Source organism: Halomonas sp. H5, from assembly GCF_050613175.1.
GTDB classification, from domain to species: Bacteria; Pseudomonadota; Gammaproteobacteria; order Pseudomonadales; family Halomonadaceae; genus Bisbaumannia; species Bisbaumannia salifodinae.
The window spans coordinates 3,713,238-3,728,863 of record NZ_CP192510.1 but is presented as its reverse complement, the minus strand read 5'-3'; the positions used below and the strand labels follow the sequence as shown (position 1 = coordinate 3,728,863).

The following is a 15,626-nucleotide window of genomic DNA, read 5'->3' as shown; positions in this document are numbered from 1 at the left end:
ATCTTGCGACAATTTCCGTTGACCGCGGCGGCCGCACTGGCCGGTGCCAACCAAGCCGAGCCTATGAACCCCAACTATCTTGATTTCGAACAGCCCATTGCCGAGATGCAGGCGAAGATCGAGGAGCTTCGCCTGGTCGGCAATGACAGCAAGATCAATATCAACGACGAGATCACCAAGCTCGAAGAGAAGAGCAAGAAGCTCACCGAGTCGATCTTCAAGGACCTCACCCCCTGGCAGGTCTCCCAGCTGTCGCGCCACCCCCAGCGTCCCTACACCCTGGACTACCTGGAGCACGTCTTCACCGACTTCGACGAGCTGCACGGCGACCGCCACTTCGCCGACGACGCCGCCCTCGTCGGCGGCATCGCCCGCCTCGACGACAAGCCGGTGATGGTGATCGGTCACCAGAAGGGCCGCGACGTCAAGGAGAAGGTGCGCCGCAACTTCGGCATGCCGCGCCCGGAAGGCTACCGCAAGGCGTGCCGCCTGATGGAGATGGCCGAGCGCTTCAAGATGCCGGTGCTGACCTTTATCGATACCCCGGGGGCCTACCCGGGCATCGACGCCGAGGAGCGCGGCCAGTCCGAGGCCATCGCCTATAACCTGGCGGTGATGTCGCGGCTCAAGACGCCGATTCTCTCCACCGTGGTGGGCGAGGGCGGTTCCGGCGGGGCGCTGGCCATCGGCGTCTGCGACGAGCTGGCCATGCTGCAGTACGCCACCTACTCGGTGATCTCCCCCGAGGGCTGTGCCTCCATCCTCTGGAAGAGCGCCGAGCGCGCCTCCGATGCGGCCCAGGCCATGGGCATCACCGCCGAACGACTCAACGAGCTGGGTTTCGTCGATACCCTGATCAAGGAGCCCCTCGGCGGCGCTCATCGCCATCCGATCACCACCGCCTCGCGGGTCAAGGAAGCGCTGCTCGACAGCCTCGACCGCCTCCAGGCGCTGAGCATCGATGAGCTGCTGGAGCGGCGGTATGAGCGGTTGATGAGCTATGGCGCCCCTTCCTGAAGGGCCTTTCTGCGCTCGGCCATACGGCGTTAAAAATCGGCTTAAGATGCTCATTTACTAAAGTAAACTCCGCTCTTTCGCCGATTTTTGCCTTGTCTGACCTTCGCTCGAAGCGGCCCCGCTAGGTTGCTTGCTATGTCCCTTCTTTCCACGGACCTCGTTGCCTCGATCGATCGCGCCCTGGCGGAGACCCCGCCGGGGCGCGTCGTCTGGGTCGCCCTCTCCGGGGGACTCGACTCCTCCCTGCTGCTGAGCCTGGCGGCCCGGGCCTGTCGCCGTTATCCCCGTCCCCTCCATGCCCTGCATGTGCACCATGGCCTGCAGGCCGCCGCCGATGACTTCGAGCACCACTGTTGGCGCCTCTGTTCGCGGCTGGGGGTGCCGCTGTTCGTCGAGCGCGTCAGCGTTGATCCGGGCAAGGGCCTGGGCCTGGAGGGGGCCGCCCGGGAGGCCCGCTACGGCGCCTTCGCCGCCCGGGTGGCCCCCGGCGAGACCCTGTGGCTGGCCCAGCACCGCGACGACCAGGCCGAGACCCTGCTGCTGGCGGCCCTGCGCGGCGGCGGGGTGCGCGGCCTGGCGGCGATGCCGGCGCATCGCGATTGGCAAGGTCGAGGCCTAAGGCGCCCCCTGCTGGGCATCTCCCGGGCCGAGCTGCGCCGGGCCGCCGAGCACCTGGGGCTGGCCTGGGTGGAGGACCCCAGCAACGCCGAGATCCACCAGGATCGCAACTACCTGCGCCATGCGGTGATGCCGCGCCTCGAGGCGCGCTGGCCCGGCGCCGCCGCCCGGCTGGCGCGCACCGCGGCCCGGGCCGGCGAGGCGGATGCCTTGCTCGGGGAGCTGGCCGCCGAGCAACTGGTTGCCCTGGGCGGGGATCCGGCGCGGCTGCCGGCGGCGGACCTGGCCGCCCTGTCGCGGCCCCGCCAGCGCCTGCTGGTTCGCCATGCCTGTGAGCGCCTGGCACTGGCGCTGCCGCCGGCGGCCCGCCTGGATAGCCTGCTGACGCAGCTCGTGGCGCGACGCGACGCCGAGGTTCGGGTCGACTGGCCCGGCGCCGAGGCGCGACTCTGGCGGGGCGATCTCTATCTGCTGGCGCCGCAACTCCCCTTGGCGAGTGACTGGTCCCGGGAATGGACGGGGGCCTCGCCGCTGTCCGGCCCCTGGGGACCGCTGGCGGTCTCCCTGGAGAGGGGCGATGGCGAAACGCCGGCGCTGCTGGTGCGGCCCCGCCGCGGCGGCGAGTGGCTGCGCCTGACCGGCCGTGGGCGTCGCGACCTCAAGCGGCTGCTCCAGGAGTGGGGGCTACCGCCCTGGCGGCGGCAGCGACTACTGGTGGTCTGGGCGGGGGATGCGCCGGTGGCGGTGCTGGAGGGCACCGAGGCGCGTTGGCTGGCGGTGGCCGAGGGGTGGCGGGGTCGCGTCGCTTAACTCGAGGGCGCTATCTTCAGGGGGAAGCCGGCACTCTCCTGGTAGGCGATCTCCTGCTCCAGGTCATTGCTCAGCAGGGCCTGCTCCTCCAACTGGCTGCCCAGGTGCAGGGTCAGGGCTTCCCCGTCGGCGCTCAGGCGGAAGTCCTCCGGGGGACATTCCGGTCGCGAGTGATTAAGCAGCACCGCCAGGCGCAGCAGCCGCGCCAGGCGGGCATAGTCCCCCTGCAGGGCCTCCGGCAACTGGGCCAGCTCCTTGGCCGGAAACTTGCGCCGGTGGGCGCGGACCAGGAAGGCCAGGGCCTGCTGTTCCGGGCGCGAGAAGCCGGGCAAGTCGCCATGGGCCAGCAGATAGGCGCCGTGACGATGGAACTGGCTATGGGAGACGGCCAGGCCGACCTCATGGAGCTGGGCGGCCCAGTCGAGAAACTCCCGTTGCTCGGTGGGAAAGCGCCAGTGGTCGCCGAGCTGGTTCAGCATTCGGCGCACGCAGGCCGCCACGTTGTCGGCCTGACGGGCGTCGACCCGGTAGCGCCGGCGCAAGTCGGCGAGGGTCGGTAGCCGCGAGTCCTCGGCGGTATGGCGCCCCACCAGATCGTAGAGCACGCCCTCGCGCAGGGCGCCATCGGCGAAGCGCATCTCCTCCAGCTCGAAGGCCTCGAAGACCGCGTTGAGGATGGCGACCCCGGCGGGAAAGACCGTGGCGCGATCCGCCTTGAGCCCCTCCAGGGCCACCCTGTCGAGGCTCTTGCAGCGAATCAGTCGCCGGCGCAGGGTCGCCAGGCCCTGCCGGGTGATCAAGCCATCGGGGCAGTCGCCACTGGCGGCCAGCACCGCGGCGGCGGCCTTGATGGTGCCGCTGGAGCCCACCGGGTCGGCCCAGCCCAGTTGCCGGTAGTGGCGGCGAATATTGGCCAGTTCCGAGAGGGCGGCCAGCTCCGCCCGACGCATACGCTTCTCACTGAGCTGGCCATCGCCGAAGAAACGCCGAGTATAGCTGACGCAGCCCATATGCAGGCTCTCCAGCGCCAGGGGCGCGAACGCCTCGCCGATGATGAATTCGGTGGAGCCGCCGCCGATATCGACGATCAGGCGCCGCCCGTGCACCTCGGCCAGGGCATGGGCGGCACCCAGGTAGATCAGGCGCGCCTCCTCGCGGCCGGCGACGATCTCGATGGGATGCCCCAGTAAGGCCTCGGCGCGGCGGATAAAGGCCTGGCTGTTATGGGCGGCGCGCAGGGCATTGGTGCCCACCACCCGCAGCTGCGACTTGGGCGTCTCCTCGAGGAAGGGCGCGAAGCGCGCCAGGCAGGCCAGGGCCCGTGCCATGGCCGCCTCGCTGAGCTGGCCGGTGGCGTCCAGGCCGGCGGCCAGCTGCACCTTCTCGCCGAGGCGGGCCACCACCTGCAGGCGACCCTGGTGATAGTTGGCCACCAGGAGGTGGAAACTGTTGGAGCCGAGATCGATGGCGGCGAGGCGCCGGGGGGCGGAGGGCGTCCTGCTCATGGGAGGTCCTTGCATGCGGTTCGGGTCAAGGGTGCGGCGCCCCGGGAACCTTGTCAATTGCCGGCACTTGCGTTTGCCGGTGAGCTTGACTACCATCGAGTCGTTCGCCTGTTCCGAATGCTTTCCGACCCTGAGTGGCGTCCGCGCCCGGTCAAGCTTCCAAGTCGTCAGACAGCCCGCTGCTTTCCCGTTCATGATGTTGCGCCTCGCCAGCATGAGCCGCTGAATCAGGCGTTCGATAACCCATCATGAACCGCAACAGCGCCTCCCTCGACCCCGTGATCGTCCCAGGCCTATGGGCCTAGTCGATCGAGCCTATCCAGCGAGTGGACGCCCCAGGGCCCTGAACGCATCATACGCGGCGCATCGTCACCGCCTCCTGTCGTTTCCCGGCGCCTTGCCGTCACGCTGACACGAGCAATTTCTGAACGAATCCATGAACCTTACCGAACTCAAGCAAAAGAGCGTCCCCGAACTGCTGGATATCGCCCGTGAAATGGGGATCGATAACCTGGCCCGGTCGCGCAAGCAGGACATCATCTTCGCCATCCTCAAGAAGCACGCCAAGAGCGGTGAGGATATCTATGGCGACGGCGTGCTGGAGATCCTGCAGGACGGTTTCGGCTTCCTGCGCAGCGCCGATAGTTCCTACCTGGCCGGCCCCGACGACATCTATGTGTCGCCGTCGCAGATTCGTCGCTTCAACCTGCGCAAGGGCGACTCCATTTCCGGCAAGATCCGGCCCCCCAAGGAGGGTGAGCGCTACTTCGCCCTGCTCAAGGTCAGCCAGATCAACTTCGACAAGCCGGAGAACGCCAAGCACAAGATCCTCTTCGAGAACCTCACGCCGCTGTTCCCCCAGGAGCGGCTGCGCATGGAGATCGGCAACGGCTCCACCGAGGATCTTACCGCACGGATCATCGACCTGACCGCGCCCATCGGCAAGGGCCAGCGCGGCCTGCTGGTCTCGCCGCCCAAGGCCGGCAAGACGCTGATGCTGCAGAACATCGCCACCTCCATCACCCGTAACAATCCCGAGTGTCACCTGATCGTGTTGCTGATCGACGAGCGGCCCGAGGAGGTCACCGAGATGCAGCGCACGGTGCGTGGCGAGGTGGTGGCCTCCACCTTCGATGAGCCGCCGGCGCGCCACGTCCAGGTCGCCGAGATGGTGATCGAGAAGGCCAAGCGCCTGGTGGAGCACAAGAAGGACGTGGTGATCCTGCTCGACTCCATCACCCGATTGGCGCGGGCCTACAACACCGTGGTGCCCAGCTCCGGCAAGGTGCTCACCGGCGGTGTCGATGCCCACGCCCTGGAGAAGCCCAAGCGCTTCTTCGGTGCGGCGCGGAACATCGAGGAGGGCGGTAGCCTGACCATCATCGCCACGGCACTGGTGGATACCGGCTCCAAGATGGACGAGGTGATCTTCGAGGAGTTCAAGGGCACCGGCAACATGGAGGCCCACCTGGACCGCAAGCTCGCCGAGCGTCGCGTCTACCCGGCCATCAATATCCGCCGCTCCGGCACCCGCCGCGAGGACCTGCTGGCCTCCGAGGACGAGATGCAGCGCATGTGGATCCTGCGCAAGCTGCTCAACCCCATGGAGGACGTGGCGGCCACCGAGTTCCTGATCGACCGCCTGAAGGATACCAAGACCAACCTGGAGTTCTTCGAGGCCATGAAGCGGCGTTGATCGGCGCGCGTAAACCTCCGGGTGAGCCCCGGGGCTAACCTGGGGGCAGGCTTCGCAAGGCGCGGTGAACCCCTCCCTGGGCGCTACATTTGCCTTCCCTGGCAAATGACCCTTGCCCAGCTCTGCCCCCAGCGCCCCCTCGCCTAGGCCCTGTGTGGCAGCCCTGACTCGATGGAATCAGCAAGTAACGCCGAGGGGCAGCATGTTATGCTGCCCCTTTGCCGTTTAGCCATAGGGAATAACCCTGTGAAATATAAGGATTTGAGGGACTTTATCGCGGCCCTGGAGGCCCAGGGCGAGCTGCAGCGGATTCGCGCCGAGGTGGACCCCTACCTGGAGGTCACCGAGATCTGCGACCGCACCCTGCGGGCCGGGGGCCCGGCGCTGCTGTTCGAGAACGTCAAGGGTCACGACATGCCGCTGCTGGGCAACCTCTTCGGCACCCCGCGACGGGTGGCGCTGGGCATGGGGGAGGACTCCGTGGCGGCGCTGAGCGAGGTGGGCAAGCTGCTCGCCTACCTCAAAGAGCCGGACCCGCCCAAGGGGCTCAAGGACGCCTGGGAGAAGCTGCCGATCTTCAAGCAGGTGCTGAGCATGGGGCCCAAGGTGGTGAGCAAGGCCCCGGTGCAGGAGGTGGTGCTGGAGGGTGACGCCGTCGACCTGGATCGCCTGCCCATCCAGCACTGCTGGCCCGGCGACGCCGCGCCCCTGGTCACCTGGGCCCTGGTGGTCACCAAGGGCCCCCACAAGAAGCGCCAGAACCTGGGCATCTATCGCCAGCAGAAGCTCGGCCGCAATCGCCTGATCATGCGCTGGCTCTCCCACCGTGGCGGGGCCCTGGACTTCCAGGAGTTCCAGCAGGCGAACCCCGGCGAGCCCTTCCCGGTGGCGGTGGCCCTCGGCGCCGACCCGGCCACCATCCTCGGTGCCGTGACCCCGGTGCCGGACAGCCTCTCCGAGTACGCCTTCGCCGGGCTGTTGCGCGGCTCGCGCACCGAGCTGGTCGACTGCGGCCATGCCGACCTGCAGGTGCCGGCCTCCGCCGAGATCATCCTCGAGGGCTTTATCCACCCCGAGGACATGGCCCCGGAAGGCCCCTATGGCGACCATACCGGCTACTACAACGAGGTGGAGTCCTTCCCGGTGTTCACCGTGACCCGCATGACGATGCGTCGCGACGCCATCTACCACTCCACCTACACCGGGCGCCCGCCGGACGAGCCGGCGATCCTGGGGCTGGCCCTCAACGAGGTCTTTGTGCCCATCCTGCGCAAGCAGTTCCCGGAGATCGTCGACTTCTACCTGCCCCCGGAGGGCTGCTCCTACCGCATGGCGGTGGTGACCATGAAGAAGCAGTACCCGGGCCACGCCAAGCGGGTGATGATGGGAGTATGGAGCTTCCTGCGCCAGTTCATGTACACCAAGTTCGTGATCGTGCTGGACGACGACGTGGACGCCCGCAACTGGGAAGACGTGATCTGGGCCATCACCACCCGTATGGATCCGGCCCGGGACACCCTGCTGGTGGAGAACACCCCCATCGACTACCTGGATTTCGCCTCGCCGGTGGCGGGGCTCGGCTCCAAGATGGGCATGGACGCCACCAATAAATGGCCCGGCGAGACCGACCGCGAGTGGGGCACCCCCATCGTGATGGACGAGGCCATCAAGGCCCGGGTCGACGCCCGCTGGGACGAGCTGGGCATCGAACTGCCGGCGACTAACCACAAGAGGACATCATGACGGCCAGGACAGTGACCTGCCATGTCGCGGCGGTGGAGGATCTCACCCCCGACGTTTTCCGCGTGACCCTGGAGGGGCGGCCCGAGGCGCTGTCCCATGCGCCGGGGCAGTACCTGGAGCTGCAGTTGGACGAGGGCACCTGGGTGCCTTTCTCCATCGCCAATGCCCATGTGGACGACGGCATCCTGGAGCTGCATATCCAGCACTGGCCGGAGCGCTCCAATTCGGCGCGGCTGCGGGAGATGATGCAGCACGCCGCCCAGCTGACCCTGCGCCTGCCCGGTGGCGACTGCATCCTCGACCGCGACAGCCGGCGTCCCCTGACGCTGATCGCCGCCGGTACCGGCTTCGCCCAGATGAAGGCGATGCTCGAGGCGGCCTTCGTCGCCCATGAACGGCCCATCCAGCTGTGGTGGGCGGTGCGCGAGCGCCGCGATCTCTACCTGGAGAGCCAGGCCCGAGAGTGGGCCGAGCGGCACCCTCACTTCCGCTTCCACGGGGTGATGGAGGTGGCGCCGGAGGAGCCCTTCGCCGGCGAGCGCATCCGCAGCCATATCGGGCGCATCGACGAGGCGCTGAAGCGTGACCTGGGCTCGGTGGCCGGCCACGACGTCTATCTCTCCGGCTCACCGGGCATGGTCTACGCCTGCCTGGACGCGCTGGCGCCCCTGGGCCTGGAGGCGCCGCGGGTGTTCTCCGATGTCTTCGCCTATGCCCCCCGGGAGCCGCTGTTGCCGCGTCAGGAAGCCTCGTCGTGAGCGCCTCGCCGGTATTGATCACCGGCGGTGCCCAGCGCCTGGGGCGCCACTGCGCCGAGCGCCTGCTCGACGACGGTCATCCGGTGATCATCAGCCATCGCCGCGAGCGCCCGGAGCTCGACGAGCTGCGCCGGCGCGGCGTGGTGACCCTGCCGGCCGATTTTTCCAGCGAGGCGGGCATTCTCGACTTTATCGCCCGCCTCAAGGCGCAGACCTCGTCGCTGCGCGCCATCGTGCATAACGCCGGCGACTGGGCGCCGGACGGCACCGGGAGCGAGGTGGGCGCCGACTTCGAGCGGTTGTTCCGGGTGCATATGCAGGCGCCCTACCTGATCAACCTGCACTGTCGCGAGTTGCTGGAGGCGTGCAGCGAGCCCCAGCGGGATATCGTGCATATGACCGACTATGTGGTGCGCAAGGGCTCCAAGAAGCACGCCGCCTACGCCGCCACCAAGGCGGGCCTCGATAACCTGACGCTATCGTTCGCCGCCATGTATGCCCCGCGGATCCAGGTCAATGCCATCGCCCCGGCGCTGATCATGCTCAATGCGGGGGACGACGAGGCCTATGCCGAGAAGGCCAAGGCCAAGTCGCTGATGGAGATGGTCCCGGGCCCCGGGGTGATCTACCAGAGCCTGCGTTACCTGCTCGATAACCGCTACGTGACCGGGGTGACCCTGCCGGTGGATGGCGGCCGTCACCTGCGTTGAGGGCCGTCCCCTCGGGGCGGCTAGACTGAAGACGAACTCGTTGACTGAAGGAGCAAGACGATGGCCCATGATCCCAATTTCAAGGACGACACCGGCGTGCTGCTGGTGGTAATCGGCCTGGTGGTCTTCCTCGGCATGACGGCCCTGCCCGGCACCATGGCCCTGGTGCGTCTCTTCGGCTAAGGCCCGTGGCGAGATCGCAGGGCCATCGTAGTTGGAATATCTGAGGGTAGCCCCGGGCTACAAAGCTAACTGCAATACCCCGTGGCCCGGCCGGGGGTTGCCAAGCGGCCTGGGCCGTGTAGGATGTAAAGCCAGATTCCCATTCGCGACGGAGCCCCCAAATGCTCAACCGTGCCCTCCCGACCCCGATGCCCCTCACCGCCTCCGGCGGCGAGCGCGTGCTGGGTGCCGGCTGGCGCGGTTATGGCTATTGGTTTAGCGCCGGCGTGCCGGTGGCCAGGCGCTGAGCCCAGCCACCAGGCGCGCCCCGACCAGGGTTGCCGCCAGCGTATCGAACCCCCGGACGGCAACCCCGCCCGGGGGTTCTGCGTTCTGGGAACCACATAGACAGCAAATTGACAGGAGTCAGCCGATGTTCGACCGCGATACCTACGCCGCCCTTCGCCCCGTTTCCCTGGCCTATTACGGCTATGGTAGCTGGCGATTTAGCGGCGCTCGGTCGGCATCAGCTGCCACCTCCGGCCGGGTGATTCTGGGTGGCCACGCCAACCGATGCCATGACCGGAGTTCGATACGATGAATGCCCACCTCGCCCTTGCCGAGCAACCCCAGGCCCCCATGACCGAGTCGCTTGAACGGCCCCTGCCCAGTCCCGCCCAGTTGCGCCAGCGCCTGCCCCTGGACGCCGGTCAGCGGGCCCGCGTCGCGGCCCAGCGTGAGGCCATCCACGCCATCCTTGAGGGGCACGACGATCGCCTGCTGGTGGTGGTGGGACCCTGTTCCATCCATGACCCCAAGGCGGCCCTGGAGTACGCCCGGCGCCTGGCGCCGCTCGCCGAGGCGGTGTCCGATCGGCTGCTGGTGGTGATGCGGGTTTATGTGGAAAAGCCCCGCACCACGGTGGGCTGGAAGGGCCTGGCCTATGATCCTCACCTGGACGGCAGCGACGACATGCCCCATGGGCTGGCGCTCTCCCGGGAACTGATGCGCGAGATCGTTGACCTGGGCCTGCCGGTGGCCACCGAGCTGCTGCAGCCGATGATCGCCCCCTACCTGGAGGACCTGCTGGCCTGGGCCGCCATCGGCGCCCGCACCACCGAATCCCAGATCCATCGTGAACTGGCCAGCGGCCTGGGGGCCGTGGTGGGCTTCAAGAACGCTACCGACGGCGGCACCCAGGTGGCCATCGACGCCATCCAGGCCGCCGCCCGCTCCCACCACCACTTCGCCCTCGGCGCGGATGGGCAGCCGGTGATGCGCACCACCCCGGGCAATGCCCATACCCACCTGGTGCTGCGCGGCGGCCACGGCGAGCCCAACTATCAGGCGCCTCACGTGGTCAAGGCACGCCGGGCGCTGAGCGAGGCGGGACTGACCCCGCGGCTGATGGTGGATTGCAGCCACGCCAACTCGCGCAAGGATCACCGCCGCCAGAGCGAGGTGCTGTTGGACGTGCTGGCCCAGCGTCTGGCCGGGGAGACGGCGCTCTGTGGGGTGATGCTCGAGAGCCACCTCCACGAGGGCAAGCAGCCCCTTAATCCTGGTGCGCTGCGCTACGGCGTCTCGGTGACCGATGCCTGCCTGGGCTGGGAGAGCACCGAGCATCTGCTGCAATTGGTGGCCCAGCGGCTGCGCTGAATTTACCCGGGGGCGGTATCACGGGATAATCGCCAGCCATCCCGTGATGCCCAGGACCTTTTGCCGATGATGTTCCGCTTCGAGACCCACGACCCCGAGACCTACCGGCGCAAGGCGCGCCTGATCAGCCTGGCCATGGCGGGCCAGCTGCTGGTCTTCGGGCTGCTCTTCTCCCAGCTGCTGGTGCATGCCTTCGGCTCCAGTCTCTGGCTCAATGCCCTGGGGGTGCTGCTGGGGCTGATCGCCACCAGCCTGGTCTTCGCCGCCCTCAAGGAGCGGCCCTGGATGACCGAGGTGCGCTATGTGTGGCAGCTCAAGGGCCACCTCTCCAAGGTCAGTGGTTACCTGAGAACGCTGCGCGAGGCGGTGGAGGAGGGCAATAACTCGGCCCTGCATCTGCTGACCTTCTACCACCAGGGCATGGCCCAGCTCGCGGAGCTCAACGGCCGCACCCTGGACGATGACAGCGAGCTGCTGGCGGAGCGCCTCAAGGTTCGCCAGCGGCGCGCCGAGCGCGGCCTGCCGGAGGAAGTGGAGGGCTTCGATCCCCAGGATCTGCAGGCCTTTAAAAGGTCCTGATCGGGGGAAGGGGGGATCCTCCGGGCTGGCGGCTCGCTGGTGAGTGGGATGAGCCGCACTGGCTGGCGTAGCGTCAGGGTTTCGTCCTGGAGAGAAGCGAGCTAGCCAGTACGGCGGTACCGAGTACCCTGCGCCTTTGCTTCGCCTTGGCTATGCCTTGGTGGCATAGGCGTAGAGCAGCGTCTCCTGGGCGCTGATCGGCGCCGCCTCGCCGGGGTGCTGCTTCAGGTAGCTGCCATCGGGCTGCAGCAGCCAGCTCTGGCAGTTATCCACCAGATAGGTCTCCAGGTCCTTGCGTACCCGGGCGGCCAGCTTCCTGTCGCGTAGCGGGAAGCAGGTCTCCACCCGGTGGAACATGTTGCGGGTCATGAAGTCGGCGCTGGAGCCCCATACCTCGCCCTTGCCGTCGTTATGGAAGTAGAAGACCCGGGTATGCTCCAGGAAGCGCCCGACGATGGAGCGCACGCGAATGTTCTCCGAGATGCCCGGCACCCCCGGTCGCAGGCAGCACTGGCCGCGGATGATCAGGTCGCACTCCACCCCCGCCTTGGAGGCCCGGTAGAGGGCGCGGATCAGCTTGGGCTCGGTCAGCGAGTTGCACTTGATGATCAGGTGGGCACGGCGCCCCTGGCGGGCGTGTTCCGCCTCCCGGTCGATCATCGCCACCAGGCCCTCGTGGAGGGTGAAGGGGGCATGCAGCAGGGCATCGATGCGCCGCTGCTTGCCCATCCCCGAGAGCTGCTGGAAGAGCTGGAAGACGTCCTCGCAGAGTACCGGGTCGGCGGTGAAGAGGCTGTAGTCGGTGTAGAGGCGTGCCGTCTTGGTGTGATAGTTGCCGGTGCCCAGGTGGGCATAGTAGCGCAGCCCGCCCCGCTCGCGGCGCACGATATGCAGCAGCTTGGCGTGGGTCTTGTAGGCCATTACCCCGTAGATGACGATGGCCCCGGCCTCCTGCAACTTGGCGGCCAGGGCCAGGTTGTCCGCCTCGTCGAAGCGTGCTCGCAACTCGATCACCACCGTGACCTCCTTGCCGCCCCGGGCCGCCTCCACCAGGGCGCCGACGATCGGCGAGTCGGCGCCGGTGCGGTAGAGGGTCTGCTTGATGGCCAGCACCTCCGGGTCCCGGGCCGCCTCCGCCAGCAGGTCCTCCACCGGGGCGAAGGACTGGAAGGGGTGATGGAGCAGGATATCGCCGCCGGCGATGGCGTCGAAGAGGCTGCCGCCCCGGCTCAGCGCCTTGGGCAGGCTCGGGGTGAAGGGGCGGTAGACCAGCTCGGCGCGCGCCACGTCGTCGATCACCGCCATCATGCGGGTCAGGTTGACCGGACCGTTGACCCGATAGAGGTCGCTCTCCTCCAGCTCGAACTGCTTGAGCAGGAAGCTGGCCAGTTCCTCGGGGCAGTTGTCGGCCATCTCCAGGCGCACGCCGCTGCCGTAGCGCCTGGCCAGCAGCTCGCCGCGCAGCGCCGAGGCCAGGTCGGAGACCGCTTCGGGATCCACCGAGAGGTCGGCATTGCGAGTCAGGCGAAACTGATAGCACCCCTGCACCTTCATGCCCGGGAAGACCTCGCCGGCATGGGCGTGGATCATCGAGGAGAGGAAGACATACTCCTTCACGCCTTCCTCGCAGAGTGATTCGGGTAGGCCGATCAGCCGCGGCAGCGAGCGCGGGGCGGGCAGGATGGCCAGGCCGCCCTCGCGGCCGAAGGCGTCCTTGCCCTCCAGCTCGACGATAAAGTTGAGGCTCTTGTTGACCAGCCGCGGGAAGGGGTGGGAGGGATCCAGGCCGATGGGGCTGATCACCGGCAGGATCCGCGACTCGAAGTAGTCCGCCACCCAGGCTGCCTGCTCCTCGGTCCAGGCGTCCCGGCGTCGGAAGCGGATGCCCTTCTCCTCCAGGGCCGGCAGCAGCAGCTCATTGAGGATACGATACTGGCGTTCCACCTGCTCATGGGTCAGCCGCGAGATCTCCGCCAGCAACTGGGGCACCGGCAGGCCGTCGGCGCCGCTCTCGTCACGGCCGAGGGCCAGGCTGTGCTTGAAACCGGCGACGCGGATCTCGAAGAACTCGTCCAGGTTGGAGGAGAAGATCAGCAGGAAGCGCAGGCGGTCGAGCAGCGGATGGGCCGGATCCAGGGCCTGCTCCAGTACCCGGATATTGAACTCCAGGTGGGAGAGCTCGCGGTTGATATACAGGGCCGGGTCGTCCAGGGCCGCCTCCGGGGCCGGCAGCGGCTTGGCCTTGATGCCGGGGCGGTGGCGGTTGAGGCGCAGCTCGCCGGCGGGCTCCCCGCGCAGGGGCGCCTGGGCGGCATGGGAGGTATGAGGGCCGTGCAGCGTCGTCATCCGTGTCTCCTCGGGTGATGACGAGGCACGGCCCCGTCATCAGGCGTTGTTGAGCAGTCGCGCCGCCCGCTTGGCGAAGTAGGTCAGCACCCCATCGGCGCCGGCGCGCTTGAAGCAGAGCAGCGACTCCAGGATCACCCGGTCGGCATCCAGCCAGCCGTTCTCGAAGGCGGCCATATGCATGGCGTATTCCCCGCTCACCTGGTAGGCGAAGGTCGGGACCCTGAGTTCCGCCTTGACCCGGCGCACCACGTCCAGGTAAGGCATGCCGGGCTTGACCATCACCATGTCGGCGCCTTCGGCCAGGTCGAGGGCCACCTCGTGGAGGGCCTCGTCGCCGTTGGCCGGGTCCATCTGGTAGGTGCTCTTGTCGGCCTTGCCCAGGTTGGCGGCGGAGCCCACGGCGTCCCGGAAGGGACCGTAGTAGTGGGAGGCGTACTTGGCGCTATAGGCCATGATCCGCGTATTGACCAACTGCTCCTGTTCCAGCACCTGGCGAATGGCGCCGATGCGACCGTCCATCATGTCCGAGGGGGCCACCACGTCGGCGCCGGCCTCGGCGTGGGAGAGGGCCTGCTTGAGCAGGGTCTCCACGGTGCGGTCGTTATGGACATAGCCCTCCGCGTCGAGGATGCCGTCCTGGCCGTGGCTGGTGTAGGGATCGAGGGCCACGTCGGTGATGATGCCCAGCCCCGGCACGGCGGCCTTGAGGGCGCGCACGCTGCGCTGTACCAGGCCCGAGGCGCTATAGGCCTCCTCGGCCAGCTCGCTCTTCAGCTCGGCGTCCACCACCGGGAAGAGCGCCAGGGCGGGAATGCCCAGTGCCAGGGCTTCCCGGGCCTCCTCGATCAGCAGGTCCAGGGATAGCCGCTCGACCCCGGGCATGGAGGGCACCGCCTCGCGGCGATTCTCGCCTTCCAGCACGAAGACCGGCCAGATCAGGTCGGCGGGGGTCAGCACGTTTTCACGCATCAGGCGGCGCGAGAAGTCATCCTTGCGCATGCGCCGCAGGCGCGCCGCGGGGAACTGGCGAGACGTCATCAGGCTCAAGGTCATTCTCCGGTCGAGGCCGCCCCGTCATCCGACTATCGCCCATGGCGATGACAGTTCGGTGACAGCGGCGGGAGGAATCGATGGGGCCCCTGGGGGCATGGGAAGGCAGTATATCAGGGCGGCCCGAGCCTCGGCAGGCGCCGCTTGTCGCACCCCGGGCGAGCCTCTAGAGTAAGGTCTCCACTGTTTCCCTGGGGCCCGCGGGTCGGGCCGAATGCGAGGAGTCGATGATGACCAAGAAGGTAGCGGTGATTCTTGCCGGGTGTGGCGTCCAGGATGGCGCCGAGATCTACGAGACGACCCTGACCCTGCTGCGCCTGGATCAGCGGGGCATCGAGTATCGCTGTTTCGCCCCGGATATCACCCAGCGGGAGGTGATCGATCATTGCCGCGGCGAGGCGGTGGAGGGCGAGACCCGCAACGTTCTGGTAGAGGCGGGGCGCCTGGCCCGGGGCGAGATCAGCCCCCTGGCCGAGCTCGATGCCGAGGCCTTCGACGGCCTGGTGCTGCCCGGTGGCTTCGGGGTGGCCAAGAACCTCTGCGACTTCGCCCTGGCCGGCTCCGACATGGAGGTGCTGGCGCAGCTGCGTGATGCCGTGGTGCCCTTCCATGAGGCGCGCAAGCCCATCGGCCTGATGTGCATCGCCCCGGTGCTGGTGCCCAAGCTGCTGGGCAGCGGCATCGCCGTGACCGTGGGCAACGACCCGGGGGTGGCCGGTGCCATCAGCAGCATGGGCGGCCTGCATCGCAGCTGCGCGGTGGACGATATCGTCGTCGACCACGAGAACCGGGTGGTGACCACCCCGGCCTATATGCTGGCCAGCCGCATCAGCGAGGCGGGCGAGGGCATCTTCAAGCTGGTGGACAAGCTGGACGAGCTGATGGCCTAAGCCGGCGTACCGGAGCTGGAAGCTGGAAAAAAGCTCCGAAGCCTGCCGCTGGGGCTGCGGATAAGGGGGCGAGCGATTTC

Annotated in this window: 14 protein-coding genes; 11 read left to right on the top strand and 3 right to left on the bottom strand. The window is 67.8% G+C overall.

Annotated features, from left to right (window positions below):
* Window positions 1–63: 63 nt before the first annotated feature.
* A complete protein-coding gene (gene accA / locus ACQ1W9_RS17190) occupies window positions 64–1,017 on the top strand; it encodes an acetyl-CoA carboxylase carboxyl transferase subunit alpha (protein ID WP_431024441.1) in 954 nt (317 codons plus the stop codon).
* Between the two features lie 135 nt (window positions 1,018–1,152).
* The gene (tilS, locus tag ACQ1W9_RS17185; RefSeq protein ID WP_431024440.1) at window positions 1,153–2,445 is read left to right on the top strand and encodes a tRNA lysidine(34) synthetase TilS; all 1,293 of its coding nucleotides are present in this window, start codon (window positions 1,153–1,155) and stop codon (window positions 2,443–2,445) included.
* Here tilS and ppx read toward each other — a convergent pair.
* Complete coding sequence (gene ppx / locus ACQ1W9_RS17180) at window positions 2,442–3,950, bottom strand: exopolyphosphatase (RefSeq protein WP_431024439.1); 1,509 nt, start codon at window positions 3,948–3,950, stop codon at window positions 2,442–2,444. The two genes, tilS and ppx, sit on opposite strands and share 4 nt — an antisense overlap.
* 436 nt (window positions 3,951–4,386) lie before the next feature.
* On the opposite strand from ppx, the gene rho reads away from it, so the two are divergent.
* From rho to ACQ1W9_RS17140, 8 genes are all read left to right on the top strand, one after another.
* A complete protein-coding gene (rho, locus tag ACQ1W9_RS17175) occupies window positions 4,387–5,646 on the top strand; it encodes a transcription termination factor Rho (protein WP_195860307.1) in 1,260 nt (419 codons plus the stop codon).
* A gap of 246 nt (window positions 5,647–5,892) precedes the next feature.
* The gene (ubiD, locus tag ACQ1W9_RS17170; RefSeq protein ID WP_431024438.1) at window positions 5,893–7,389 is read left to right on the top strand and encodes a 4-hydroxy-3-polyprenylbenzoate decarboxylase; all 1,497 of its coding nucleotides are present in this window, start codon (window positions 5,893–5,895) and stop codon (window positions 7,387–7,389) included.
* Window positions 7,386–8,147 carry an NAD(P)H-flavin reductase gene (locus tag ACQ1W9_RS17165; RefSeq protein WP_431024437.1) on the top strand — a complete coding sequence of 254 codons (762 nt, stop codon included), beginning with the start codon at window positions 7,386–7,388 and terminating at the stop codon, window positions 8,145–8,147. The genes ubiD and ACQ1W9_RS17165 overlap by 4 nt, the downstream gene beginning before the upstream one ends.
* Window positions 8,144–8,857 (top strand): dihydromonapterin reductase, encoded by a 714-nt coding sequence (gene folM / locus ACQ1W9_RS17160; RefSeq protein ID WP_431024436.1) that lies wholly within the window; start codon window positions 8,144–8,146, stop codon window positions 8,855–8,857. The genes ACQ1W9_RS17165 and folM overlap by 4 nt, the downstream gene beginning before the upstream one ends.
* Window positions 8,858–8,917: 60 nt before the next feature.
* Window positions 8,918–9,040 carry a hypothetical protein gene (locus ACQ1W9_RS17155; RefSeq protein ID WP_285835166.1) on the top strand — a complete coding sequence of 41 codons (123 nt, stop codon included), beginning with the start codon at window positions 8,918–8,920 and terminating at the stop codon, window positions 9,038–9,040.
* A 161-nt stretch (window positions 9,041–9,201) separates the two neighbouring features.
* Window positions 9,202–9,327, top strand: a complete 126-nt coding sequence (locus ACQ1W9_RS17150) for a hypothetical protein (protein WP_431024435.1) — start codon at window positions 9,202–9,204, stop codon at window positions 9,325–9,327.
* Between the two features lie 289 nt (window positions 9,328–9,616).
* Entirely contained in the window at window positions 9,617–10,678 is a 1,062-nt protein-coding gene (locus tag ACQ1W9_RS17145; RefSeq protein ID WP_431024434.1) for a 3-deoxy-7-phosphoheptulonate synthase, read from the top strand.
* A gap of 66 nt (window positions 10,679–10,744) precedes the next feature.
* The gene (locus ACQ1W9_RS17140; RefSeq protein WP_431024433.1) at window positions 10,745–11,257 is read left to right on the top strand and encodes a DUF3087 family protein; all 513 of its coding nucleotides are present in this window, start codon (window positions 10,745–10,747) and stop codon (window positions 11,255–11,257) included.
* A gap of 150 nt (window positions 11,258–11,407) precedes the next feature.
* Here the strand turns inward: ACQ1W9_RS17140 and ppk1 are convergent, their stop codons facing one another.
* Both ppk1 and hemB read right to left on the bottom strand, forming a co-directional pair.
* The gene (gene ppk1 / locus ACQ1W9_RS17135; RefSeq protein ID WP_431024432.1) at window positions 11,408–13,603 is read right to left on the bottom strand and encodes a polyphosphate kinase 1; all 2,196 of its coding nucleotides are present in this window, start codon (window positions 13,601–13,603) and stop codon (window positions 11,408–11,410) included.
* A gap of 39 nt (window positions 13,604–13,642) precedes the next feature.
* Complete coding sequence (hemB, locus tag ACQ1W9_RS17130; RefSeq protein WP_431026463.1) at window positions 13,643–14,644, bottom strand: porphobilinogen synthase; 1,002 nt, start codon at window positions 14,642–14,644, stop codon at window positions 13,643–13,645.
* A 242-nt stretch (window positions 14,645–14,886) separates the two neighbouring features.
* On the opposite strand from hemB, the gene elbB reads away from it, so the two are divergent.
* Window positions 14,887–15,546, top strand: a complete 660-nt coding sequence (elbB, locus tag ACQ1W9_RS17125; RefSeq protein WP_431024431.1) for an isoprenoid biosynthesis glyoxalase ElbB — start codon at window positions 14,887–14,889, stop codon at window positions 15,544–15,546.
* Window positions 15,547–15,626: the final 80 nt, after the last annotated feature.

Coding starts and splice junctions, on each gene's coding strand:
- accA (WP_431024441.1), top strand. CDS start 64: ATGAACCCCAACTATCTTGATTTCGAACAGCCCATTGCCGAGATGCAG.
- tilS (WP_431024440.1), top strand. CDS start 1,153: ATGTCCCTTCTTTCCACGGACCTCGTTGCCTCGATCGATCGCGCCCTG.
- ppx (WP_431024439.1), bottom strand. CDS start 3,950: ATGAGCAGGACGCCCTCCGCCCCCCGGCGCCTCGCCGCCATCGATCTC.
- rho (WP_195860307.1), top strand. CDS start 4,387: ATGAACCTTACCGAACTCAAGCAAAAGAGCGTCCCCGAACTGCTGGAT.
- ACQ1W9_RS17165 (WP_431024437.1), top strand. CDS start 7,386: ATGACGGCCAGGACAGTGACCTGCCATGTCGCGGCGGTGGAGGATCTC.
- ACQ1W9_RS17155 (WP_285835166.1), top strand. CDS start 8,918: ATGGCCCATGATCCCAATTTCAAGGACGACACCGGCGTGCTGCTGGTG.
- ACQ1W9_RS17150 (WP_431024435.1), top strand. CDS start 9,202: ATGCTCAACCGTGCCCTCCCGACCCCGATGCCCCTCACCGCCTCCGGC.
- ACQ1W9_RS17145 (WP_431024434.1), top strand. CDS start 9,617: ATGAATGCCCACCTCGCCCTTGCCGAGCAACCCCAGGCCCCCATGACC.
- ACQ1W9_RS17140 (WP_431024433.1), top strand. CDS start 10,745: ATGATGTTCCGCTTCGAGACCCACGACCCCGAGACCTACCGGCGCAAG.
- ppk1 (WP_431024432.1), bottom strand. CDS start 13,603: ATGACGACGCTGCACGGCCCTCATACCTCCCATGCCGCCCAGGCGCCC.
- hemB (WP_431026463.1), bottom strand. CDS start 14,644: ATGACGTCTCGCCAGTTCCCCGCGGCGCGCCTGCGGCGCATGCGCAAG.
- elbB (WP_431024431.1), top strand. CDS start 14,887: ATGACCAAGAAGGTAGCGGTGATTCTTGCCGGGTGTGGCGTCCAGGAT.